Annotated in this window: 18 protein-coding genes; 11 read left to right on the plus strand and 7 right to left on the minus strand. The window is 51.0% G+C overall.

The window, feature by feature from the left end; all coding sequences use genetic code 11:
- The first annotated feature begins 5 nt into the window (after nucleotides 1-5).
- The 6 genes from NSP04_RS04585 to NSP04_RS04610 are packed head-to-tail and all read left to right on the plus strand — an operon-like array spanning nucleotide 6 to nucleotide 7,559.
- Nucleotides 6-1,379, plus strand: a complete 1,374-nt coding sequence (locus NSP04_RS04585) for a hypothetical protein (protein ID WP_257511146.1) — start codon at nucleotides 6-8, stop codon at nucleotides 1,377-1,379.
- A gap of 8 nt (nucleotides 1,380-1,387) precedes the next feature.
- Complete coding sequence (locus NSP04_RS04590) at nucleotides 1,388-2,275, plus strand: polysaccharide biosynthesis tyrosine autokinase (RefSeq protein WP_257511147.1); 888 nt, start codon at nucleotides 1,388-1,390, stop codon at nucleotides 2,273-2,275.
- 1 nt (nucleotide 2,276) lies between these two features.
- Nucleotides 2,277-3,626 (plus strand): O-antigen ligase family protein, encoded by a 1,350-nt coding sequence (locus NSP04_RS04595; protein ID WP_257511148.1) that lies wholly within the window; start codon nucleotides 2,277-2,279, stop codon nucleotides 3,624-3,626.
- Nucleotides 3,623-5,110 (plus strand): lipopolysaccharide biosynthesis protein, encoded by a 1,488-nt coding sequence (locus tag NSP04_RS04600; protein WP_257511149.1) that lies wholly within the window; start codon nucleotides 3,623-3,625, stop codon nucleotides 5,108-5,110. The genes NSP04_RS04595 and NSP04_RS04600 overlap by 4 nt, the downstream gene beginning before the upstream one ends.
- Nucleotides 5,107-6,357 carry a glycosyltransferase family 4 protein gene (locus NSP04_RS04605; RefSeq protein WP_257511150.1) on the plus strand — a complete coding sequence of 417 codons (1,251 nt, stop codon included), beginning with the start codon at nucleotides 5,107-5,109 and terminating at the stop codon, nucleotides 6,355-6,357. Before NSP04_RS04600 ends, NSP04_RS04605 begins: the two co-directional genes overlap by 4 nt.
- On the plus strand, nucleotides 6,351-7,559 hold the full coding sequence (locus tag NSP04_RS04610; RefSeq protein WP_257511151.1) for a glycosyltransferase family 2 protein: 1,209 nt from the start codon (nucleotides 6,351-6,353) through the stop codon (nucleotides 7,557-7,559). Before NSP04_RS04605 ends, NSP04_RS04610 begins: the two co-directional genes overlap by 7 nt.
- 16 nt (nucleotides 7,560-7,575) lie before the next feature.
- Here NSP04_RS04610 and NSP04_RS04615 read toward each other — a convergent pair whose 3' ends face one another.
- The 3 genes from NSP04_RS04615 to NSP04_RS04625 form a co-directional block, all read right to left on the minus strand.
- On the minus strand, nucleotides 7,576-8,829 hold the full coding sequence (locus tag NSP04_RS04615; RefSeq protein WP_257511152.1) for an alkaline phosphatase family protein: 1,254 nt from the start codon (nucleotides 8,827-8,829) through the stop codon (nucleotides 7,576-7,578).
- A 332-nt stretch (nucleotides 8,830-9,161) separates the two neighbouring features.
- Entirely contained in the window at nucleotides 9,162-10,685 is a 1,524-nt protein-coding gene (locus NSP04_RS04620) for an Atrophin-1 multi-domain protein (protein ID WP_257511153.1), read from the minus strand.
- 247 nt (nucleotides 10,686-10,932) lie between these two features.
- Nucleotides 10,933-11,604: a fumarylacetoacetate hydrolase family protein gene (locus NSP04_RS04625; protein ID WP_257511154.1), complete on the minus strand. Its 672-nt coding sequence runs from the start codon at nucleotides 11,602-11,604 to the stop codon at nucleotides 10,933-10,935.
- A gap of 147 nt (nucleotides 11,605-11,751) precedes the next feature.
- Between NSP04_RS04625 and NSP04_RS04630 the strand changes: the two genes are divergently transcribed.
- Entirely contained in the window at nucleotides 11,752-12,630 is an 879-nt protein-coding gene (locus tag NSP04_RS04630) for a hypothetical protein (protein ID WP_257511155.1), read from the plus strand.
- Nucleotides 12,631-12,642: 12 nt separating this feature from the next.
- On the opposite strand, the gene NSP04_RS04635 is transcribed toward NSP04_RS04630, so the two are convergent.
- From NSP04_RS04635 to NSP04_RS04645, 3 genes are all read right to left on the minus strand, one after another.
- The gene (locus NSP04_RS04635; RefSeq protein ID WP_257511156.1) at nucleotides 12,643-13,662 is read right to left on the minus strand and encodes an acyltransferase family protein; all 1,020 of its coding nucleotides are present in this window, start codon (nucleotides 13,660-13,662) and stop codon (nucleotides 12,643-12,645) included.
- Between the two features lie 208 nt (nucleotides 13,663-13,870).
- Nucleotides 13,871-14,383, minus strand: a complete 513-nt coding sequence (gene ssb / locus NSP04_RS04640) for a single-stranded DNA-binding protein (protein WP_257511157.1) — start codon at nucleotides 14,381-14,383, stop codon at nucleotides 13,871-13,873.
- A gap of 58 nt (nucleotides 14,384-14,441) precedes the next feature.
- Nucleotides 14,442-15,671, minus strand: coding sequence for an MFS transporter (locus NSP04_RS04645; protein ID WP_257511224.1), 1,230 nt, complete (start codon nucleotides 15,669-15,671; stop codon nucleotides 14,442-14,444).
- Between the two features lie 166 nt (nucleotides 15,672-15,837).
- Here NSP04_RS04645 and uvrA point away from each other — a divergent pair, with 166 nt between their 5' ends.
- The 4 genes from uvrA (at nucleotide 15,838) to NSP04_RS04665 (ending at nucleotide 21,392) form a co-directional block, all read left to right on the plus strand.
- On the plus strand, nucleotides 15,838-18,732 hold the full coding sequence (uvrA, locus tag NSP04_RS04650; protein WP_257511158.1) for an excinuclease ABC subunit UvrA: 2,895 nt from the start codon (nucleotides 15,838-15,840) through the stop codon (nucleotides 18,730-18,732).
- A gap of 48 nt (nucleotides 18,733-18,780) precedes the next feature.
- Nucleotides 18,781-19,674 (plus strand): mechanosensitive ion channel family protein, encoded by an 894-nt coding sequence (locus NSP04_RS04655; RefSeq protein WP_257511159.1) that lies wholly within the window; start codon nucleotides 18,781-18,783, stop codon nucleotides 19,672-19,674.
- Nucleotides 19,675-19,756: 82 nt separating this feature from the next.
- Nucleotides 19,757-20,632: a hypothetical protein gene (locus tag NSP04_RS04660; RefSeq protein ID WP_257511160.1), complete on the plus strand. Its 876-nt coding sequence runs from the start codon at nucleotides 19,757-19,759 to the stop codon at nucleotides 20,630-20,632.
- Nucleotides 20,633-20,672: 40 nt separating this feature from the next.
- Complete coding sequence (locus NSP04_RS04665) at nucleotides 20,673-21,392, plus strand: hypothetical protein (protein WP_257511161.1); 720 nt, start codon at nucleotides 20,673-20,675, stop codon at nucleotides 21,390-21,392.
- 102 nt (nucleotides 21,393-21,494) lie between these two features.
- On the opposite strand, the gene NSP04_RS04670 is transcribed toward NSP04_RS04665, so the two are convergent.
- Nucleotides 21,495-22,982, minus strand: coding sequence for a glutamate synthase subunit beta (locus tag NSP04_RS04670; RefSeq protein ID WP_257511162.1), 1,488 nt, complete (start codon nucleotides 22,980-22,982; stop codon nucleotides 21,495-21,497).
- Between the last annotated feature and the right edge of the window lie 13 nt (nucleotides 22,983-22,995).

Raw genomic sequence — 22,995 nt, forward strand, 5'->3', positions numbered from 1 at the left:
ATTCCATGACATTTAATCAACTGCAATTAATTTTCAGGGCTCACCTGCGAATCACTTTGACCACGCTTTGTGTGATCGTGATTGGTGCGGTTCTGGCGGCGGCGTTGTTGCCGAATGAATTCAAAGCCAATGCCACGCTGGTAGTCGACGTGCGCGCACCCGACACTGTGCTGGGCAATTCCGGCTTGCCTTTTACCTCGCCGGCCTACATGAACACACAGGCTGAACTTGCCGCCTCTGGCCGGGTGATTGAACAGACCATTTCTGCCCTGAAACTGGAAGAAAATGCGGAGTTAAAGGCAAAGTGGGAGGAAGGCGCCAGCGAGACACAAAGCTTCAAAGAATGGCTAGTTGCCTTCGTACAGGGCAATGTGGAGGTGGCGCCCGGGAAAGAAAGCAATACTTTGTATATTGCTGTAACCAGCAACTCCCCTACATTTGCAGCTGAGCTAGCCAACGGACTGGCTCAAGCCTACATCACCACATCCATTGCTATGAATGTGGAGCCAGCCAAGAACTATGCGCAGTTTTTCGAGGAGCAGCAACAGGAAGCCAGAAATGAGTTAATTAAGGCCCAATCTCGCCTGTCCGACTTCCAACGTGAACGTGGCATTGTGATTGCAAGCGACGACCAGATTGATGTCGAGAATGCTCGCTTGAACGAACTTTCAAGTGCGTTAACCGACACGCAAACAAGACGTGCTGATCAAGTCGGGCGTGCTGCAAGCGCAGGTGAACAAGGACTTTTGCAAGATCCCATCAGCAATGTGGTTTTGAACACCTTGCGCTCACAGCTGCAGCAAAAGCAGTCTGAACTGGCTGAGGCCTCGGCGCGAATCGGCATTAATCACCCGGAATTTCGCCGCTTGAAGGCTGAGGTGGATGCCTTGCAAACCAGCGTGAATCAGGAAATCCAGCGAAGCAATGCCACGTTACTGGCAGGTGCACGCGCTTCAGGTTCGCAAGAATTCGCGCTGAAAAGTGCACTGGAAGAACAACGTCAACGAATTCTTGAACTGACCGAAAATCGTGACTCTGCAATGACCCTGCGAAGGGATCTTGATGCAGCAGAAAAGCAGTTCGAACTGGTTTCAGCACGCACCAGCATGTCGGAAATTTCGAGCCGCCAAACCACGGCAAATGCATTTCTAGTGAGTGCTGCAAGCGTACCGACCAAGCCAAACTCCCCTGGATTGACCCTGATTGCGTTAAGCGCAGTGCTGTTCGGTCTGGTGCTGGGACTGGTCATTTCTTGTGCAGTTGAGTTTCTGGATTACAGGGTGCGCTCCACCGACGACCTTGGTCTGCTCGGGCTACCTGCGTTGGCGACGATTTCGTCAAACACGACACATCCAAAACTGAACTTTAATTCACGGTGAATAATTCCATGATAGCCAACAAAAACCCAGCAACCATGCAAGTTGCCAATGTCGAGGAGTTTGCTTCCCGATCAATCGGCCATATTTTGGTGAGCAACGGACGCCTCACGCACGAGGCAGCCGAGGAAATACACCGGATGCAACGCGAGAACGACGTTCTTTTCGGCGAAACGGGAATTGCCATGGGTTTAATCACCCGAGAGGACGTGGAGTTTGCGATTGCTCGCCAATTTGAATATTCAGTGCTTCAAAAAGGTCACAGCGAAATTTCTGAAGATTTGGTGTCGGCGTATGACCCATTTGGCCCCAAATCTGAGGCATTCAGGGAACTGCGAACCCACCTGTTGTTGCGCTGGTTTGAAACCGAAACCAAGGCCAAAACACTTTCCATAGTAAGTGCACAGCGCGGTGAAGGCCGAAGCTATGTTGCTGCAAACCTTGCAATTTCCTTTTCCCAACTGGGACACAAAACCCTGTTGATTGACACTGATTTCAGAAACTCCAAGCTGCATGATTATTTTGGAGTGTCCAATCGTCGCGGTCTTTCTTCCCTGCTTCAAGGCAAGGGAAATTCGAGCTACTTCCTGCCGGTGACAGGTATCCGCAATCTGTCCATCCTGCCAGCAGGGCCCATGCCCCCGAACCCGCAAGAGCTGCTGTCACAAAGTTATTTTCCTGAATTGTTGAATGAACTTTCGAAGCACTTTGATCTTTTGATTATGGACACGCCTGCGGCCATTCTTTACTCCGACGCAACGGCAGTGTCACTGCGCTCAAGTGCGTCCCTGGTTGTAGTCAGACAAGGGCATACCAAAGTGGAGCAACTACGGCGAGTGAACGCCAGCCTGCAAAGTATTGGTGGCAACCTATTGGGCTCGGTGCTGCTGGATTTCTAAGATGACATTGGCAACACCCAAATTGATTGGTTTGACTGCTCTGCTTGGCCTGGGTGCGTTGTTTGGCGTATTCGCCAATATGTTTGGCCAGCATGTCGTGCTGATGCTAGGTACACCCCTGCTGCTACCTCTGGGTTTGCTGTTGTTTGTCAATCCACGCCTGCTCTTTTTGGTGCTGATTGGCACGCGTTGCGTGCTTGATCCGATTCTAGAATCCGCGCGGTTTTCATCCAGCTTTGGACTGGGAGCATTGCTCAACTTGTTGCTGATTGCCTGCGCGGTGATCATCAGCATTCAGGCGAACAAAACGACCGTGCGTCAAAGTGTGCTGCTGTGGATCCTTCCACTGCTGGTTATGGCCTTGGGAATTACTTATTCACCTGAACCTTTGTCTGCATTCAAACGCATGATCGCGTTCGTCAGTTATTTTTCAGTTTTCACGGTGGGCATGATACTGATTGAAGAAAATCAGCTCATCAAGCTGCTTCGGGTCATTGTGTTCTCAGCGGTGTTGCCACTGCTGGTCGGCATGTATCAGTTCGCGACGGGGTCTCTGGCAGTTGAAGGTCGCCTGGCCGCAACTTTTACCCATCCAAACATCTATGCGTTTTATTGCTTGCTTGTGTTGATTGTGCTTGTCTACCTGCAAAGGTTGCAACAAGCTGCTGGAGAAGCCACACCGTCAATCACCGAAAAAATTGTTCAGTGGATTTTGCTTGTCCTGTTGATCGTGTCCATCATTCTTACCCAAACTCGCAGTGCCTGGTTGGCATTGATACTCATCGGTTTGATGTATGGCCTTTTGTTCTCGAGAAAAACCTTAATTTGGCTGTTGCTGGGTTTGTCTCTGGCGGCGCTTAGCCCTGCCGTTCAAGACCGGGTTGTTGATCTTTTTTCTGGCAACGAAGTAATCAACTACAGCAAATTGAATTCTTTCGCCTGGCGCCAGCACATTTGGGAATCTGGCTTGAACTGGATGAGTACATCCCGTTACCTGTTGGGCTACGGCATTGGTGGGTTCATTCATCACTCGCCTGATTTCTTCCCACTTTCAGGCGGCAGCAAATTTGGCGCACACAATGTATTCGTCGAGCGGTTTTTCGATGGGGGCCTGCTGGCATTTGGCGTTTTCTCAGTGTTCTTTCTGGCCCAGATAACAAATGCATTTAAGCTGATCAAGCAAGATCAATTCTCTGCACTGGTTTACTTTGGTTTACTTTTGTCGTACCTCACCCTGAATGCGTCAGACAACGTGGTCGACTACCTTGCCTACAATTGGTATTACTGGGTTGTGGCCGGGGCCTTTTACGCTACTGCAACACGCGTCGTGTCGAGCAAAGCCAGTTCATGAATGGTAAATCGCTTCGTGGCGCCTACCTGCTGGTAGGCGGCAAGGGTTTGTCTGCGGTAATCGGCCTGGGCAGCATGCTTATTTTGGCCCGCCTTCTTGAACCCGAAGATTATGGTTTGGTGGTGCTGGTGGAGGCCGTTGTCACGCTTCTTGCGGCGATCACCGAACTTCAAATGGCCTCGGTGCTTATTCACCTCCCCAGAGTGGATGATGCGCACTTCAGCACAGCCTGGACGCTGAATCTGATCCGCGCATTCATCCTGTGTTTGCTGGTGATATTGATTGCACCCGCGCTTGCTGGTTTCTATGAAGACCCCCGATTACTCGGCATCGCCTATGTGTCCAGTTTGTCGCTTTTCTTAGGCGCCTTGCTGAATCCTAAAATGGCAATCCTGATTCGGGACCTTGATTTCAAGAAAGAATTTTTACTTGGACTGAGCCAAAAAATTGCAGGCTTTGTGGTCACTGTGGTGGCAGCCTATTACTTGCGCAATTATTGGGCCTTGGTGCTGGGCACTCTTGCAACCCAAGTGTGTGGATTGCTTGTGTCCTATTTCTGCTATCCCTTCAAACCTGCCTTTACCCTGAGCAAATGGCGAGAACTCTGGGGCTTCTCAGTGTGGCTTTCGCTGGCCAATTTCATAAAAACCCTGAACTCCAAGCTGGATCAATTTGTGGTTGGAAAAATGTTCAGCACAGGAACGACTGGGGTGTATTCATTGGCCACCCGCTTATCAACGGTGTTGTTCACTGACACCCTGGGTGCTGCTCTGCGTGTGATTTCACCCAGTCTGCGTGCCCACACCAACAACCAGTTGGCCATGAACAAAGCATATTTGAATACGCAAAGCCTGGTCACACTGGTTTTTTTACCTGTTGCCAGTATTACCAGCGCTTTGTCCCTACCATTGATCGACCTGGCGCTGGGGTCGAAGTGGGCGGAAGTCACGGATGTATTTCGCGTGCTGGTGCTTGCCTTGTGCCTGGAAGCAATTGGCGGTGTTGGTTTGTCCGTGGTCATGGCCACACTAAACACCCGCCTCGCCTTCTTTCGCGACCTGCTGTCTATTGCGGGGCGCGCTGCCTTAATGGCGATTGGACTGTATCAAGGAGGCTTTACAGGATTGCTGTTGGGGCGGGCGGCCTCGTCGGTTTTAGACCTGCTGTTGTACTTCGCAATCGCTGGAAAAGTCACTGGCCTGTCCATTCGTGAACAACTTGTTTTGAATTGGCGCACGGCGTTGTCGTGTGTGCTGGTTTACCCGGTTCTTTATGCCCTGCAAACACCACCCTGGTTCGAACTTGGCGAATCCAAACTCATTCAGGCTTTGTGGTTGCTGACCATGATCAGCCTGGGCTTCTTGATGCAAGTCGGCGTACAGGCCTTTTTGTGGCTTGCCAGTGGAAGACCCAACAGCATTGAAGTGGTCTTTCTTTCATACATCCGGCAGAAATTTAGCGCCAAAGGAAAAACATCGCCATGAATACGAACCGAGTTGCTTATTTGGTGAACCAATATCCGAAGGTAAGCCACACTTTTATTCGCCGTGAAATTATCGCGCTTGAATCACTGGGGCTGCATGTCAGCAGATTGTCCGTTCGTGGCTGGGACAATGAGGTGGCCGACCTGGTTGATGAAGCTGAACGGCAAAAAACCAGCTACCTGCTACAACGCGGTGTGCTGGGTTTGTTGAAATCCGGGTTCTCAGTGTTTTTGCAACGTCCCACTTTATTTTTGAAAACCCTTCGTATTGCGTTGGGCATGGGTCTACGGGCTGACCGTGCTTGGCCGTTTCACCTTGTTTATTTGCTGGAAGCCTGCAAAGCGCTTCAATGGCTGGAACAGGAAAAAATTGAACATGTACATGCCCACTTCGGTGCAAATTCTGCAGAAGTGGCGATGTTGATTCACTTGTTGGGAGGACCAACTTACAGTTTCACCGTGCATGGCCCCGAAGAGTTCGACAAGCCTGAATTCATTCGACTCGGTTTGAAAGTAAAAAATTGCGCATTTGTTGTTGCCATTACGTCGTACTGCAGAAGCCAGATTTATCGCTGGATTCAACACGCCGATTGGCAGAAGGTCAAGGTGGTGCGATGTGGCATTGAAGCCGATTTTCATGACAACTTGCCAGACACATTCCCAATCGAGCCACGCCTGGTTTGCGTGGGGCGGCTGTGTGAACAAAAAGGTCAACTTATTCTGTTGGCAGCAGCAGCAAAGCTGAAAGCAAAATCAATCGACTTTCAACTTGTGTTGGCGGGTGACGGAGAAATGCGCCCAGAAATTGAACGCCAAATCGCAAGCCTTGGTTTGACCGGGAATGTACACATCACGGGGTGGATCAGCAGCAGCCAGGTGCGCGAAGAAATTTTGAAATCCCGTGCCATGGTACTGCCCAGTTTCGCGGAAGGACTGCCGGTTGTCATTATGGAAGCCATGGCGTTAAAGCGCCCCGTGATCAGCACTTATATTGCAGGAATTCCTGAACTGGTGGAGTGCGGAAGCAACGGATTCTTGTGCCCGGCTGGCGATGTCGAAGCATTGGCTGTCCACATGGAAACTTGCCTGCGTGCCGATGAATACACCCTGCGACGCCTTGGTGAAAACGCACAGAAAGCCGTACTGGCCCAACACCACATTACGACCGAGGCCAGCAAGCTTGCTGATTTGTTCGCCAATGTGAAGGGCGAACCCAACACGGCATGGAGCGACAATAACCCATGTTGATTCTTAACGGTTTGATTGCTTTTCTCGCAACGTTGCTGGCCATCCCTGTGCTGTGGTTTTGTATTCAAATAGCTGCAGCATGCTGGAGACGCAACTCCAGCCAGCCGCAAGCCACTTCATACATCAATTCGACTGATTCTTTAAGAATCGCTCTGTTGATTCCTGCGCATGATGAATCAGTGAACTTGATTCCCACCCTGCGTTCCGTTCAGCAGCAGGGCATTAAAAACCTGCGCGTGGTCGTGGTTGCAGACAACTGCAGTGATGACACTGCCGAAGTCGCACGCAGCGAAGGCGCCGAAGTGATTGAGCGAACCAATCCCTTGCTACGTGGCAAAGGCTACGCACTTGATTTTGGAGTTCAATACCTTGCCAAAACTCTGCCACAGGTGGTGGTGATTCTTGATGCAGATTGTGTGTTGAGTCCCAAAGTGATTGAACCCTTGAGTTTGCTTGCCTTAACAACCAAACGCCCAGTGCAAGCGCTTTACTTGATGAAAAATACAGGCGATGTGTCTGTGAAATCCAAGATTGCAGAGTTTGCATGGTTGGTGAAAAATCATGTTCGACCATTGGGTTTGCACAACATGGGCTTGCCTTGTCAGCTCACCGGATCCGGCATGGCCTTCCCATGGTCTGCGCTATCAGCAGTGCCATTGGCCACCGGCGAAATTGTGGAGGACATGAAACTGGGAATTGCACTGACCGCGCTGGGTTATCCACCCTTATTTTCCGAGCGCACTTTGGTCATCAGCCAATTTCCCACGAACCAAACCGGTGTGAAATCACAACGCATTCGTTGGGAACACGGTCACTTGGCGATGATATTCAAAGAAGGAATTCCAAAGCTGCGAACTGCTTTCGCAACGCGTGATGTGTCTCTGTTTTTCCTCGCGCTTGACCTGTGCATTCCACCGCTGGCTTTGTTGATTGCGCTTACCGTGATTTGGCAACTGTTGGCTGGCGTTTTTTGGGCTTGGTCAGGCAACTCCCTACCTTTTTTGGCAGGTTCAATTTACCTGATCGGGATAGGCTGCGCAGTGGCGATGGCTTGGCGCAAATTTGGCAGGCATGTTATATCCGGCCGGGAACTTTTAACGGCTCCCGGCTATATTGTTTCCAAACTGTCGGTGTATGTGGGCTTCATATTTCGCCGACAGGTCAAATGGGTTCGTTCAAAACGCGACAATGAACCAAAATGACAAACATCCCTTTTTTCTATCGTGACAAAGTCTTGCTCAGGGGGTTGATGATGCCTTCATCCTTTGCATAAACAAAGGCCCTTACCCTGCTTTCCCCACCATTGTCGGATCGTTTTCGAACCGACAAAACAGCACGGCTCGACTCGCCAGGCCAGGTGAATTCGACAGAATCACCATTGCCGAGCCAATGAGAACTGAACATTGTGCGATTGCCCTTGTTGCCCAAAATCGTCAGTTGAAGTTCGCTGTCTTCAGAAGACTGAAGCTTTAAGTTATAGCGCTGCCCACCCTCCATTTTTGCCCAATTCACACCACTGAAACTTCGATTGTTTCGATGCTGAAATTCGGAACGCGACGAAGCCCCGGTGAGGATCAAAGACTGCGACCAGGTGTCGAATTTTGCGGTACCTTTTCCTGCAGTGGCAACCCAGGGGCCGCGCATGGAAATCATGTTCAGCTTTTCTTCTGGACTGAATTTCCTTCCATACCCGTCAAGCCAACCCTTCACACCCACCACTTGGCGCAATGCCTTTTGCATGCGTTTCAAATCCTGATCGACAGCATGATTCCACTTTGGTTTGTGCAGATTAAAATCTGCCCCATTTTCCACATAGATATAAAAAGGCGTGCCATGGTTTCGATCAACCACATATGCACCATACACCTTCAGTGTTTCTGCCACCTTTCGCAGGTCACGGTCTTCAATCGAAGCAGTGTCGAAATCTTCGGGCAGCATCATCAACGCCCCTTCGGGAATCATGCCGGTGTTGTCCCGCCAAGTTCGGTCTGCCGATGAGGCGGGGAACACATAGCCGGTTCGACTAGACAGTCCGCTGAATGTAAGTGACATGGCCAGCGCATGCCGGTATGTTTTTTGACCATCATTGATTTCGTGTTTGCGGATCAGGCCCGCCATGGGAGGCACAGCAGCAGCACGCGCGCCCTGAAAGTAATGGGAGGGGTCGCCCCAACCACGACCGTCTAGCCGTGTCCAGGCATACATGGAGGCCGTCCAGCGTCCATCTCTGCCTTTTTTCAGATTTAGAAATGAATGAATGACACCATCAACGGGATCAATAATATCGGCATGACCGTCGCTACCTGCAGCAGGCACTGTGCGGGTTGGCCAACGCGGAATGGTAATACTGGTAATGAACTGTTCGCCATCTAGTTCCCAAAGACCGCGTTTGCCCGGCAGCCCAAAAACCTCCACAGGCTTGTCGTATTTGCTGGCCAGGAATGCCGTGCTGGAATAAGGCCCTTCACCCACCAAAGGACTGTAGGTGGAATCTGGAATTTGAAAATATCCGAATTGAACGCCGACTGGCCTGGCGTTCCAATAGGATTTTGCAGAAAAGGGTCGCTCGAAGGTTCCGAAACCAACAGATTGTGAAGAGCTTGTTTTGGGTGGTTCGGCCTGTGTTTTACAAGAGGCCAGTGCTGTGACAAAAAAGATGAGTGCGACAGCAAGGCCTGGCCTTGATGAGGAAAAAGATAACAAATTCAAAAGACGCTCCGTAAACGTTGATAGGCATCTGACTATCAACGTTTGGGCGTCATTAAAGTTTCGAAAATAAACGATCTACTTCCGACCACTCAGATTTATTCAATTACCTCGGTGAGTGTGGTCCGGATTGAAGTTTTTTCGCCCACCCCGCTTACAACCCCAAGAATGGAGACTCCATCCGTTGAGGGCCAATGAAGCCTGAAGGTTTCCCCATCTGCCAGCGGCCTTGTGTGAAATTGCTCTACGCCGCCACCCCAGTACCGAAGGTAGGCGCGGCCGCCGTTGGTGGCATGCACCCGGAATTCGTAGAGTTTACCTTTTTCAGGTTTCGCCCATTTAATACGTGAAATAGATCGACCTGATCCACTTTCAGCTGCATACGCTTTGTCGGTTGGCCCAAATACTGCGCTTTGAGACAAAGAATCGTACACAGGATAAGGAGCACCTTGAATAACAGGCTTCCACGGACCCCGCATGGTGGTTAGATTCAAGGGCGCAAGAGATTGGACAGGTTCGCCGCGATTGTTAACCCAGTCTTTGGCGTAGGTGACCTGACGCAGCGCTTCACGGATGCGATGCAGATCATTGCCCACCGGTGAATTCCACCCACCCTTGTGAAGATTGAAGTTGGTACCATTTTCCACATAGATGTAAAACGGTGTGCCCACATTCCTGTCGATGACGTAAGCCCCGTATGTTTTCAGGGTGTTCACCACTTTTCGCAAGTCAGGGTTGCTTATCTTGGTTGAATCGAAAGTGGGGGGCAACATCAACAAAGCGCCGGTGGGAAAGCGGCCTGAGTTCTCTTTCCACGTCCTGTCACCCGATGTGGCCGGGAATACGTACTGTTCGTACTGTGACATGCCTGTGTAAGTCAGTGACATGGCCAGCGCGTGATAGTACTGGCTCGCGCCATCGTTGATCTCTTTTTTCCGGATCAGCCCCGCCATGGAAGGAACACCCGCCGCGCGGGCACCCTGGAAGTAATGCACACCATCGCCCCAACCCCGACCGTCCAAACGCGACCAAGCATACTGAACCGCCGTCCAGCGTCCGTTGGTTTTGCGCAGTTGCCAGAAGGAATGAATGATGCCGCTTTCCGCATCGACAATGTCGGCGTGACCGTCTGTGCCGCTAGCCGGAACAGTGTCCGCAGGCCAATGGGGTATGGTGATTGAAGGCAGATTGGATTCTGAATCAGGATCCCAGACGCCGTGCGCGCCGGGAGGCGGATACACCGTCATGGATTCATCGCTGGGCTTGGCTTCAAATGCGGTGGTGGAATATTTGCCCGTGCCAATCAATGGGAAATAAGTGGACGTAGGAATGACCGAGCTGCCAAAAATGACTTGACGCGGTCTGATGTTCCAAAGCGAATTTACATCGAACGGACGATCGTAGGTGGCGATGTCTTTGTCTGTGTAAGGGGAAGGCTCCGGAGTGGGCGTGGTGACCAGCGGTGCAGAAGGAGTATATCGGCAGAACCCGCTGAATGAACTGACTTGACAAATTGGCTCGAAACTTGATGTTTGAGACAACACTGGTTGCGTTGCAATGGTGAGGCCCACTAAAACGCCAAAACTAAAAAACAACTTCGTATTTGCTGCTTGTGTCGACATGATAAGGATTCCGTTCAATGCTGATTTGGTTTGAAATCAACCTGCGAATGGACCACGCAGGAAACCCGCCCTTCCAAACCGTTTGTCCGATAGGAAAACGATTGGGGGCATAAGCACTGTAGCGAGCGAACGGAACGGCAAAACATCAAGTAACTGGCGAAAGTTGCCAGACTTCATTCATTAAGCAATCTATTTTGTAAGTATAGTTACGTATCTTCTTTTCAATCACATGAACTAATGATCATATTTAATTCAATGCATTGAATACTTCGAACTCGGTGTTGATGTGTCCGGGCAACACCAAGCGAATCACGTCTTTGCTTTTTAGCGGGCCCACGCCTTCGGGTGTCCCCGTGAAAATCAGGTCGCCTTCCTGCAAAGTAAATACTTCACTCAGATAACGCACGAGATACGGAATTGGAAACAACATTTTTCGAACATCGCCGTGCTGTTTGATTTCTCCATTCAGGTGCATTTGAAATTGAATGTTGTGTGGGTGCTCGAAATTTTCCGAAGGCACAAACTGTGTGACACTGGCTGCACAATCGAACCCCTTGGCGACCGCCCATGGCAAGCCACCCTGCTTGGCTTTGGTTTGCAAATCGCGCGCGGTCAGGTCAAGTCCAAGCGCATAACCTGCGATGTGACCTAGCGCGTCTGCTTCGGCAATATTCTTGCCGGCTTTTCCAATCAACAAAACAAGTTCAGCCTCGTAATGCACATCGGTGGAATGCGCGGGCAAGGTGATGGGGGTGCCAGGGGTGTGCAGCGCCGATGTCGGCTTGATGAACACCACAGGGTCCTCTTCAGGCAGATTGCCCAGTTCCGCAATGTGTGCCGCGTAATTGCGGCCTATGCAAAAAATGTTGCGAACCTGAACTGCTTTGGCTTGTTGGGCCTGCAAAGTGATGTGGGGCATTTCTTGTCCTTTCACAGAAAAAATCCGGGTGAACTTAAAAATACTATTTTTAATGAATACATTTCACGATATTTATACGATTGTATCGGTAAGCGCTACGCTCTACTATCAATGTTCAGATGGTAAAACTCAGAGGAAATCCACACCATGAACCCAGAAGAATTACAGAATTTTTTAGGCAATTCCCCGCTTCCTGGCGCTTCCGGCACCGGCCCATTGTTTGAGCAGCTTGGGGAAAGTCTTCAACCGATCACTGAATTTGACACCATCGAACCGCGTGAAATGCTGTACCACAGCGGCTCTGACAGCATCAATAACTTGTTGGATTCTGTGCCTGCGCAATATCGAAATTTTTCTGACCCCAGCGGTTTTGTAAGCACGCAATTCGCTGAAGACAGCAGCACCAATGTGACAGAAACCAGGGTCTTCGGCAGACTGATCCGCAGCACAGAAACTGAAACCCACACGCGCGATGAAAGCTTGACCGTTGGCAACGACACACCCTTGCAAACAGTGTTTTCACACACGGTGAATGAAAGCACACAAAGCACCACCCTGCCATTGACACCCGCACTGAACAACAGCTCAACCAGCTTTGAAGAAACATTCAGCATCGACAACGATCTGTTGTCAGCCGGCCTGACCCACACAGACACCAGTGCAACGTTGAATGAAAGCCCGTTGCTGGACACGCACAGCACCACATTAAACCTGAATATCGCGGATCAGGCGGAAATTTCCTTGGGCCTGAGTGATTTGAGCTTGGGTGGAGAAAGGGTATTGGAAGCAATTACACTGACCTATCCTGGGCTAGAAGGTGAACCGAGCAGCTTGGTTCTGCCCGTGTCGACCAACCTGCTAGTGCCGCTGGCACTTGGCACAGCCGAAGGTTTTGCAAACAACCCAGACCCCACTGCGCTGCTGGACCTTGTGACCGGAATTGCTGATTTGCCAGTGCCCATCGGTTCATTGACTGGCGGATCAGGAATTTCTGAAGGCCTGCCTTCACTGGAGACTTTGGGCTAGATACAATTGTGGCTATTGCCCCGCCTGCACGTGGCGGGGTGATTCCGGTCTGATTTCCTTCTTTGCCGCTTTTCCTAAAAAAAGTACCCGGCACCAGTCGAATTTTTCAAGTATTTTTTCGAGCATGATTGGGCCAAGCACCCCAGCCACCAATGAAAGTACAAAAATAACTTCTGTTGGCAAAGACCCGACCTTGTTTAATACGATCCGGGAAAATGCAGTGAAAAATACGTGAAACAGATAAATTGAATACGAGAACACACCCATGCGGGCCAGGATGGTTGACTTCACACCCAAGGCAAGCAGAGTGACGCACGCACCCACTCCAATCAGCAGCGTTGGCAAGGTTCGTTGCCCATACATCGGCAATATGCCCAAACCCAATAAAACAAATACGCCAGCAAGTAAAAACAATGCGACCAAGGCGAGGTATTTTTTTGGATTTTCCATCAAGCCATAACGCTGAATACCCATGCCCGCCAGAAAAAACGGCGTGAGATAAACAAAGCCGGCAAACGAAAAGTACGGCCAGTAAATTGGCAGGGTATAAAACACCATGGAACACGCAACAACGAGGGACCAGGTTTTGCGACCATTCAACAGGTTTTTCTTTTCCAGAAACGCAATCAGGACAAAGACCAAAAACAAGGACTCGATGAACCAGTAATGCGCCACTGGAATGATGTGCAACAGGTACCAGTTTTCAACAGTGGCTTCGCTACCTGGCGTGAAGTGTTGGAGCAGTACGAAAATGGTTCCCACAGTGATCATGGGTATTAACAGGCGCCGCGCTTTTTTTGTCAGAAAATCTGCAGTGTCACTTCGGCAAGGTCGATACGCATAAACAATACCCGACAAAAATGTGAACAGAGGCATTCGCACATAGGCCAGCAAGTCATTCAGATTGCGGTAAAGCCCGTCGGCGATCTTTAAGCCGTTGCTTGGATCTGACCCGATCACATGGTAAGCAACGAGCAAAATACACGCCAATCCCCGCAAGGTATCAATTTTAAGTTGCCTGTCGTTCAACATTGGGGCGTCATTGCATCCATGGGATTTAACGCTTAATCATGGCAAGAAACATTCATTCCACCAAATAATTGATCTGGCCACTACCTGATGAGAGAAGCTTGAAAACGGGAAGGGTTAAAACTCGAGGCAGAAGTCAATTAAAAACCCCATGGAGTATTGAACTCGATGGGGTTTGGGTTGAGAGAACCTGGATTTTGTTTTATCTCAATCAGAAGGGAATGTCATCGTCCAGATCGGCCACACTTTGTGGAGCTGAACGCTGCTGTGCAGGCGCTGAAGAACGCATACTGCTGCCACCGCCTGAACCACCACCTGAGCTGCGGCTGGGTGGCTGCGACTGGTCAAAGTCTTCGGCATTGCCCATGGATGAGCCACCGCCACCACCTTCCCGGCTGCCCAACAACTGCATTTGGTCTGCAATAATTTCAGTGGTGTATTTGTCCACGCCCGACTGGTCTTGCCACTTGCGTGTTTTCAAACGGCCTTCGATGTACACTGAGCGGCCCTTCTTGCAGTATTCGCCTGCAATTTCAGCCAAGCGACCGTAAATAACCACGCGGTGCCACTCAGTTTCTTCGCGCTTTTCGCCGGTGTTTTTGTCTTTCCAATTGCTTGAAGTGGCCAATGCCAAATTCACTACTGCGCCACCATCGGGCAGATAACGAACATCGGGGTCTTTGCCCAAATTACCAACCAGAATTACCTTGTTTACTGAGGCCATGGAATGAAATGCTCCTTGAAATCTTGAAATAAGTTCTTGAGATGATTCTTGAAATGATTCAAGTGGGGCTGGTTGAATTGTCAGCCAGACTGTCGACAGGTGAAGCTGTTGCTGTGCGTGCAGGCAAGGCCTTGATGCCGAAGGCTAGAAAAAACCACAACACCACCAACAACAACACAGCTTCAAACATGCCCTGCGCGCCCAGGTGGCGGAACGCCAAACCACCCAAGGCACCACCTGCAAAAAGTCCAAGTGCTTGAAAGGTATTATATACACCCAAAGCCAAACCCCTGTGACTGAGGGGTGCCACTCGTGATACCCACGAGGGAAGAGTAGCCTCGAGCAAATTGAAGCCCACAAAATACGCCAACAGCAAAGCTACCACCACCCCACCTTGCTCGGCGAACAAAACCAAACCCAGCAGCACCGCGCCCATCAAGCCGATTGCGCCCAATTTCACCTGCTTGGTTTTGGCTTTTTTTTCTGACCACACCATCAGCGGCACCATCAGCACGAAAGAACCCAGCACCACGGGCAAGTAAACTTTCCAGTGTTCTTCAAGGGCCAAATCAAGCCCGGTCAGCAACAAACTGGGCACCACCACGAACAAAGACATCTGGGTAAGGTGCAAAGTGAAAATACCCAAGTTCAAACGGAGCAAGTCGGGCTGGGCCAGCACTTTCCAGCCATCGGCAAAACTGCCTTTCAGCTTGGCCTCTTGGTCGACCAAGTTGGGTGTGGGCAGCAGCCAAATAACCACCGCAATGCCCAGAATGCTGAGCACCCCTGTAATGCCAAACAAGCCACTCAAGCCGAAAAACTTGTACAGCACCGGCGCAAACACCAGCGAAAGCGCAAAAGTAATACCAATGGACGCGCCAATCATGGCCATGCCTTTGGAGCGCACTTCATCCCGGGTTACATCGGCCAGCAAAGCTGACAGAGCCGCTGAAATGGCACCAGCGCCCTGAAGCGCGCGGGCCCACACCAATTGCTCAACAGTTTCGGCCACATAGCCCAGCCAGCAACCCGCAGCGAACAACAACAAGCCGCCAATAATGATGGGCTTTCTGCCAATTTTGTCGGAAGCCCAACCCAATGGAATTTGCATGCAGGCCTGTGCCAAACCGTAGATGCCCATGGCAAGGCCCACCAGGCTTAAATTGTCGCCACCGGGCATGCCGGCGGCATGCAAGGAAAACACAGGGAGGATCATGAACATGCCAAACATGCGCAACGCATAGATGCTGGCCAGCCACCCGGCGGCCTTGCGCTCGGCGGGCAACATTTTGAAAGCATCGGGGGCGTCGTTACGGCTCACGGAGTTACGGCTCACGGTGTTACAGCTCATGTGGTATGGAAAATCAAGGGCTTGAACGCCCTCTCGCGGATGTCTTGATCCACGAAACCGTCTATAGTATCAGGTTGGCCGCTGATTCCATTTGCTGTACCGCATGAACTCCATTCGCATTCGTGGCGCTAGAACCCACAACCTGAAAAACATCTCGCTAGACCTGCCCCGCGATTCGCTCGTGGTGCTGACAGGGCTTTCCGGGTCGGGCAAATCAAGCCTGGCTTTTGACACCTTGTATGCTGAGGGGCAAAGGCGCTACGTCGAAAGTTTGTCGGCCTATGCCCGGCAGTTTTTGCAGTTGATGGAAAAGCCCGATGTGGATTTGATCGAAGGGCTTTCCCCGGCCATTTCGATTGAGCAAAAAGCCACCAGCCACAACCCGCGTTCAACCGTAGGCACCGTCACCGAAATCCACGATTACCTGCGCCTGTTGTTTGCGCGTGCCGGCACACCACGCTGCCCCGAACACGACATGGAGCTCAGCGTACAAACTGTTTCAGAAATGGTGGACACCGTGCTGGGCTGGCCTGAAGAGGCTCGCATCATGATTCTGGCACCGGTACTGAACCAACGCAAAGGCGAGCATGTGGATTTGCTGAACGACCTGCGTGCACAAGGATTTGTGCGGGTGCGCTTGAAAAAAGGGCCGCACGACGGACCCGAAATTCTGGAACTGGACCGCCTGCCCCCCCTGGACAAGCACCACAAGCACAATCTGGATGTGGTGGTAGACCGCCTGAAAGTGCGCGTGGACGCACGCCAGCGTTTGGCGGAAAGTTTCGAGACCGCATTGCGGTTAAGTGATGGCAAAGCGATTGCCGTGAATTTGGACACGGAAACTGAAACCGTGTTTTCCAGCAAATTTGCATGCCCGGTGTGTGACTACAGCCTGACTGAACTTGAACCGCGTTTGTTCTCGTTCAACAACCCGGCCGGCGCCTGCCCCGTGTGCGACGGTTTGGGTCATGAGCAGTTTTTTGACCCGCTGCGTGTGGTGGCCCACCCCGATGTGTCGCTGGCTGCCGGTGCAATCAGCGGCTGGGACCGCCGCAACGCCCTGTATTACCAAATGATACAAAGCCTGGCCGCGCATTACGGGTTCGACCCGGAATCAGCCTGGAATGAACTGCCTGAAGACGTACAAAAAGTGGTGCTGTATGGTTCAGGAAGTGAACAAATTACATTTACGTATTTGAGCGAGCGCAGCAAGCCGGTTGCCAAAACCCATGCCTTTGAAGGCATATTGCCCAACCTGACACGCCGCCACCGCGACACCGATTCAAATGCAGTACGCGATGAACTGGGCAAGCTGATGGCTGTACGCAGTTGCCAAGCCTGCCAGGGTTCGCGCTTGAAAACAGGTGCGCGCCACGTATTCATTGGTGAACACGATTACCGCAAAGCACTGCACCAGGTCACCGAGCTTCCAATTCACAAAGCCCTGAGCTATTTTGAAAGCATGGAAATGCACGGCGCAAAAGGCCAGATTGCCGACAAGATTGTGGTGGAAATCAAGGCGCGTTTGCAGTTTCTGAATGATGTGGGTTTGAACTATTTAACCTTGAACCGAAGTGCTGACACCTTAAGCGGTGGTGAAAGCCAGCGCATTCGACTGGCCAGCCAAATAGGTTCGGGGCTAACCGGTGTGATGTACGTGCTGGACGAACCATCGATTGGCTTGCACCAGCGTGATAACGACAGGCTGATTCAAACACTGTTGCGCCTGAAAAACCTGGGCAACACAGTGCTGGTGGTTGAACACGATGAAGACGCCATTCGCTGCGCCGATTATGTTGTCGACATGGGCCCCGGCGCGGGTGAACATGGCGGCCAAATTGTGGCCCAAGGCACACCGGCTGAAATTTTGGCAAGCCCGGAATCGTTGACCGGCCAATACCTGAATGGCAAGCGAAAAATTGAACGACTAAGCCCGCTGCGTAAACCCGACCCGGCACGCATGCTGACCATACACAATGCCACCGGCAACAACCTGAAAAATGTCAGTGCCAGTATTCCAGTGGGTTTGTTCGTGTGCGTTACAGGTGTTTCCGGTTCAGGCAAATCAACACTGATCAACGACACCTTGTTGGCTGAAGCAGCACACCAGTTAAACCGTGCGCACAAGGAAGGCGCGCCGCACAGCCACATCAGCGGACTTGAACACTTCGACAAAGTAATCGCTGTAGACCAAAGCCCGATCGGCCGCACACCGCGCAGCAACCCGGCCACCTACACTGGCTTGTTCACACCCATACGTGAATTGTTTGCTGGTGTACCCGCTTCGCGTGAGCGTGGTTATGACGTTGGACGTTTTTCATTCAATGTGAAGGGCGGTCGTTGCGAAGCCTGCCAGGGCGACGGCGTGGTGAAAGTGGAAATGCACTTTCTGCCCGACCTGTATGTGCCTTGCGATGTGTGCCACGGCAAACGCTACAACCGCGAAACGCTTGAGATTTTGTACCGCGGAAAAAACGTTGCCGAGATTCTGGAACTGACCGTGGAGCAGGCGCTGGAAGTATTTTCTGCCGTACCCAACATTGCACGCAAGCTGCAAACTTTGGTGGATGTGGGCTTGGGTTACATTCGCTTGGGGCAATCGGCTACAACACTTTCAGGCGGTGAAGCCCAGCGCGTAAAGCTGTCGCTTGAACTCTCAAAACGCGACACAGGCAAAACACTATACATTCTTGACGAACCCACAACCGGCCTGCACTTTCACGACATCGCCATGCTGCTGAAAGTATTGAACCCACTGGTGGAACAAGGCAACACAGTGCTGGTGATTGAGCACAATCTGGATGTAATCAAATGTGCGGACTGGGTGCTGGACATGGGCCCGGAAGGTGGAGACAACGGCGGCATGCTGATTGCAGAGGGCACGCCCATGCAAATTGCGAAAAACAAAAAAAGCCACACAGGGCACTTCCTTGCGCGCTTTTACAACGACGACTCAGAAACCACCAAACCGGGCAAGACGGTACCGATACAGGCCTAAAAAACTGGTCGTGTACAATAGGGGGCTCTTTTTAGCAGTGGGAGCAACATGAACGAACAACTTGAAACCCTATTCAAATACATTGAACCTGCAAAGCTTTTAGACCTTGGTCTACAGGCAGCAAAATTTCTGTTGGTGATTGTAGTTGCACTTGTCGTACTGCGACTGGTGAAGACAGCGATTGACCGTGTAGGCAAGCGCATGCAAAGTCGCAGCGAAACGCTGGACGATCAAAAACGCGTAGAAACATTAACCCGCGTTTTGAAATACGTGGCCAACATCGTAGTACTTCTGATGGGCGCTTTGATTGCACTGGGCACCATTGGTATTTCAATTGCGCCCGTGCTGGCCGCTGCGGGTGTAGTCGGTTTGGCTGTGGGTTTCGGTGCACAAAGCTTGGTCAAGGATTACTTTACGGGCATTGTGCTGCTGATCGAAAACCAGATTCGCGCTGGCGACTTCATTGAAGTGGGTGGAAAATCGGGCACGGTTGAAAATATCACCCTGCGTTACGTGCGCATGCGTGATGCACACGGCAATGTGCACTTTGTGCCCAACGGTCAAATTGATTCAGTCACCAACTCAACAATGGACTTCGCGTACGCGGTAGTCGATATCGGCATTGCTTACAAGGAAGACGTGGACGCAGCAATTCAGGTTATGCAAAAGGTAGGCGCTGAGTTGGCAGAAGATGAAACTTGGGGACCAAAAATTACCGAATCCATGTCGACTTTTGGTGTTCAGGAATTGGCAGATTCAGCGGTGATAGTGCGGGTTCGGTTCAAAACACTGCCCGGTGAGCAATGGGGCATTCGCCGTGAGTACAACAAACGAATCAAAGCTGCGTTCGACAATGTCGGCATCGAAATACCATTCCCACACGTCACCATGTGCCCCAGTGGCGGAACAAGCGATGTGGCGTTGCCAATCAGCAATTCGTGAATTATTTCATGTCAATTTTTTGAAACTTCCTGACCTGCACGGGTACCTAACTTTTTAACCAAAATTTGCAGGTCAGGAAAAAATGCCGATCAATACAGGCAACGTTGGTTCAGCTCAACTCAGTAACCCAACAAAATTCTCCAATTGGTCATTGCCCGCAACCGAGTCTGAATTGGTAGCCACAGCTGGCTCGCTGGCCGTAGACCTAATAGTTAGTTCAGAAGAACCAGGACCTCTGCCTCCACTTGGTAAACTAAGCCACAGCGCCTGCTGCTACGACCACCTGAAGTTTTTGAAGGCCAAACTGAACACGCTCAGCACCATGCATCGAATTGGCATGTGCCATGGTTCAGTCGATTCGGAGCATTTTTTTACACCCAAAAAAAATGAAAGCGCCTGCCAGTGGCGACATGCAGAAACCACCGCATTTTATCAAGACGATGAGTTTTACGACAAATACCTCAACGACATTCTTGCGGCCAGTGCGGGACATGTACCAGACGCACATGTAGAAGCCGTGCTGGAACAATCACCTGTGCGGCAGCTGCTCGAAGAATTGACACAAACGCTGAGTTCGCCTTGGGTCGACTGCCATTTAAACCTGGCTGGGCATGTTGATCAAGTGATTACCCATGCACTTACCCAACTTGAAATCGAGCAACGCCAGTTTGGTGAAAACCAGGAAGGCAGAGGCAATTCATGGATCAAAAACCTTCAGCACACATCCACCAAAGAAGGTTGCATTTACTCACACCCAACAGATCCGTTTTATCCGCACATTAAAGAATGGCGTATTGCAAACAAGGATCAAGGAAGAATCAATGAATTGACAAACGAATTGAACACCGACTTCGAAACTAAAAAAGAAAATACCGCCATGCCCCGAGTTATTGCTTGGGTGCAATTTGAAGAGAGTGAGCAACAAGTCATTCGCGCAGCGTACGGCGCTGCAACCTGAAAACCAATCAGCAACACCTCAATTAGAAGCAACACCCCATATGATCAAGCAGCCTATTTCCAACTGCGATACGAACGCGCCAGTAATTACCGATCAACCGCAAATCAACCAATCCGGCAGCACCTCAGTTTCAAGCACGGCAGCAAACCTTGCGAAATCACTGAACGAGGCAAGCTCTGAATTCGACAGTTCCAACACGCAAGTAACGCCTCAACTTAACAATGTTGAAAGTTGTTTGAACGCAATGATTGCCGTGTTTCATGCACTTTCGAACAGCCACGAAATCAACCTTTATCATGGCAACCCAAGCGTGGAAAACTTTGTGTTTCAAGACACGGGTGCTGCGGCTTCGGGGGCGCGTTCACTTAAGGCTTCCTTTCTCAATTCTTTGAGCGTACCTGAAGCAAAAGTAAACACGCTACGTGCCCACGACGATGTAAAAATTGCCTTGCGTGAATTCGGCGGCCCACTTCTGGTTGCTGCCGAAGTAAATGGGCACCGCAAACTGAATATTTTCAAAATGCATTTGGAGTCAGTGGTTAATTTTGCAGACCAAGACGAGCCCAACACCATGGAAAGTGCAGCAACCATGCTGGAGCACCTAAGTGCATTGGAGCAATTGGTATTGCTAAGCGCAAGAGATTATTCCGTTCTTTCTATTCAACCGTGGGGACCATTGAAAGCAAAAGAAGTACGCCGGGTATTTCCAACCGCGTATGGTGAAACAGATCGACCACCGCTGAAAAAACCCCGGCCTTAGAAGCATTGACTAGGCTATCCAATCACCTACGAGATGCCTGAATAAAAAAAGGGGTGGGGCAACAACATTGACCCACCCCTTTTTCCACCAAGTTACTGCGATTTAACGCGGCAATACTGTGGTGCCCATCAAGAACTCGTCTACTTCACGGGCGGCCTGACGGCCTTCGCGAATGGCCCACACCACCAAGGATTGACCACGGCGCATGTCGCCTGCAGCGTACACCTTTTCCACATTGGTGCGGTAGCAGCCCTCACCGTCGGTGGTGGCTTTGGCGTTGCCGCGATTGTCTTTTTCGACACCGAACGCATCCAGAATACTTTTCGCAGGGTTTGTGAAACCCATGGCAAACAACACCAAGTCAGCCTCGACCATGAATTCCGAACCTGCAATTTCCTGCATCTTCATTTGGCCGGTGGCTTCGTCTTTTACCCATTCAACTTTGGCGCACTTGGCTGCTTTTACATTGCCTTTGCCATCGTCAATGAATTCTTTGGTGGTGACCGCCCAGTCGCGTGCCACGCCTTCTTCATGTGAAGAGGAAGTGCGCATTTTCATGGGCCAGTAAGGCCACACCAAAGGCTTGTTTTCTTCTTCGGGTGGCTGGGGCATCAATTCAATTTGCGTAACCTGTTTGGCACCATGGCGGTTGGATGTACCCACGCAGTCGGAGCCCGTGTCGCCACCGCCAATGACCAACACACTTTTCTTCGTGGCCATGATTTGGTCTTTCAACTTGTCGCCGGCGTTCACGCGGTTTTGCAGTGGCAAAAATTCCATTGCAAAATGAACACCCTTAAGTTGGCGGCCAGGAATTGGCAGGTCGCGCGGTACTTCTGAACCACCAGTCAAAATAACAGCGTCAAATTGAGCAGTCAGTTCTTTCGGGGTAATGGTTTCGCGGGCCAGATTGGTAATGCCACCCTCGACCAACTTTTCACCCACAAACACGCCAGTTTTGAAGGTGACGCCTTCTGCTTGCATTTGTTCAACACGGCGGTCGATGTGATGCTTTTCCATTTTGAAGTCAGGAATGCCATAGCGGAGCAATCCACCCACGCGGTCGTTTTTCTCAAACACAGTCACGTCGTGGCCTACGCGCGCCAACTGCTGCGCAGCGGCCATACCTGCGGGGCCTGAGCCCACCACAGCCACTTTCTTGCCGGTTTTCTGTACGGGTGCTTGTGGCACCACCCAGTTGTTTTCCCAGCCCTTGTCGATGATCGCGTGCTCAATGCTCTTGATGCCGACGGGCTCTTCATGAATACCCAAGGTGCATGCAGCCTCGCAAGGGGCGGGGCAAATGCGGCCTGTGAATTCCGGGAAGTTGTTAGTGCTGTGCAGGGTGTGCAGCGCCGCCTTCCAGTCTTGTTGGTAAACAAGATCGTTGAAGTCGGGAATGATGTTATTCACCGGGCAACCGTTGTTACAAAACGGAATGCCGCAGTCCATACAACGCGCGCCCTGAATTTTGGCCTCGTCGTCGTTCAACGTAATCGTGAATTCTTTGTAGTGTTTGACACGTTTTTCAGGCGCCTCGCTGGCTTCCTTCAAACGCTCAAATTCCATAAATCCTGTGACCTTGCCCATTTTTCAAATCCTC

It is taken from the genome of Limnobacter parvus, assembly GCF_024623725.1.
In the GTDB taxonomy this organism is placed as follows: domain Bacteria; phylum Pseudomonadota; class Gammaproteobacteria; order Burkholderiales; family Burkholderiaceae_B; genus Limnobacter; species Limnobacter parvus.

What these genes read in the sequence shown, in the direction of transcription:
- NSP04_RS04585 (WP_257511146.1), top strand. Translation starts at nt 6, where the DNA reads ATGACATTTAATCAACTGCAATTAATTTTCAGGGCTCACCTGCGAATC.
- NSP04_RS04590 (WP_257511147.1), top strand. Translation starts at nt 1,388, where the DNA reads ATGATAGCCAACAAAAACCCAGCAACCATGCAAGTTGCCAATGTCGAG.
- NSP04_RS04595 (WP_257511148.1), top strand. Translation starts at nt 2,277, where the DNA reads ATGACATTGGCAACACCCAAATTGATTGGTTTGACTGCTCTGCTTGGC.
- NSP04_RS04600 (WP_257511149.1), top strand. Translation starts at nt 3,623, where the DNA reads ATGAATGGTAAATCGCTTCGTGGCGCCTACCTGCTGGTAGGCGGCAAG.
- NSP04_RS04605 (WP_257511150.1), top strand. Translation starts at nt 5,107, where the DNA reads ATGAATACGAACCGAGTTGCTTATTTGGTGAACCAATATCCGAAGGTA.
- NSP04_RS04610 (WP_257511151.1), top strand. Translation starts at nt 6,351, where the DNA reads ATGTTGATTCTTAACGGTTTGATTGCTTTTCTCGCAACGTTGCTGGCC.
- NSP04_RS04620 (WP_257511153.1), bottom strand. Translation starts at nt 10,685, where the DNA reads ATGTCGACACAAGCAGCAAATACGAAGTTGTTTTTTAGTTTTGGCGTT.
- NSP04_RS04625 (WP_257511154.1), bottom strand. Translation starts at nt 11,604, where the DNA reads ATGCCCCACATCACTTTGCAGGCCCAACAAGCCAAAGCAGTTCAGGTT.
- NSP04_RS04630 (WP_257511155.1), top strand. Translation starts at nt 11,752, where the DNA reads ATGAACCCAGAAGAATTACAGAATTTTTTAGGCAATTCCCCGCTTCCT.
- NSP04_RS04635 (WP_257511156.1), bottom strand. Translation starts at nt 13,662, where the DNA reads ATGTTGAACGACAGGCAACTTAAAATTGATACCTTGCGGGGATTGGCG.
- ssb (WP_257511157.1), bottom strand. Translation starts at nt 14,383, where the DNA reads ATGGCCTCAGTAAACAAGGTAATTCTGGTTGGTAATTTGGGCAAAGAC.
- NSP04_RS04645 (WP_257511224.1), bottom strand. Translation starts at nt 15,671, where the DNA reads ATGTTGCCCGCCGAGCGCAAGGCCGCCGGGTGGCTGGCCAGCATCTAT.
- uvrA (WP_257511158.1), top strand. Translation starts at nt 15,838, where the DNA reads ATGAACTCCATTCGCATTCGTGGCGCTAGAACCCACAACCTGAAAAAC.
- NSP04_RS04655 (WP_257511159.1), top strand. Translation starts at nt 18,781, where the DNA reads ATGAACGAACAACTTGAAACCCTATTCAAATACATTGAACCTGCAAAG.
- NSP04_RS04660 (WP_257511160.1), top strand. Translation starts at nt 19,757, where the DNA reads ATGCCGATCAATACAGGCAACGTTGGTTCAGCTCAACTCAGTAACCCA.
- NSP04_RS04665 (WP_257511161.1), top strand. Translation starts at nt 20,673, where the DNA reads ATGATCAAGCAGCCTATTTCCAACTGCGATACGAACGCGCCAGTAATT.
- NSP04_RS04670 (WP_257511162.1), bottom strand. Translation starts at nt 22,982, where the DNA reads ATGGGCAAGGTCACAGGATTTATGGAATTTGAGCGTTTGAAGGAAGCC.